The organism is Mesorhizobium sp. M2E.F.Ca.ET.209.01.1.1 (assembly GCF_004010375.2).
GTDB lineage: Bacteria > Pseudomonadota > Alphaproteobacteria > Rhizobiales > Rhizobiaceae > Mesorhizobium.
In genome coordinates this window covers 1-408 of sequence record NZ_SADP02000268.1, presented here as the reverse complement: position 1 = coordinate 408, position 408 = coordinate 1, and the positions used below count along the sequence as shown (strand labels likewise).

The window sequence follows — 408 nt, the reverse complement described above, 5'->3', positions numbered from 1 at the left end:
GCCGGTCGGCGGTGCCAGCCGGGCTGCCGGACACAGGTCGGCGAGGTACAGTTTAATGGCCACCTGTTCGGTCATCAGTGCGCCGTTGTGGACGATGGCCGGCACCTTGCCCATCGGGTTGATGGCCAGATAGGCCGGGGCCAGGTTGGCGCCAGCCTTCAGGTCCAGCACCTGCATGCGGTAGTCGGCACCCAGCGCTTCGAGCAGGGCCACGGCGCCGCTCGAGCGGGAACGGGCGGCGTGGTACAGGGTGATCTGGCGTGAGGACATGGCATTGCTCCTTGCGGTGGGTGGTGAACTGGAGGCCATCCTGGGGCACTATTGCGGACGACTTCTGCCCTCGATCCTTCATGCGCCATACCGCCCGTCGACTGCTGCGCCTGATCGACCTGCTGCAGGCCCGCCGCC

At 67.4% G+C, this 408-nt stretch carries 1 protein-coding gene; it reads right to left on the bottom strand.

The annotated features are described in order from the left end of the window. The coding region (locus tag EN852_RS35600; RefSeq protein WP_135879661.1) for a glutathione S-transferase N-terminal domain-containing protein at positions 1-270 on the bottom strand (270 nt) is incomplete at its 3' end. Positions 271-408 lie beyond the last annotated feature (138 nt).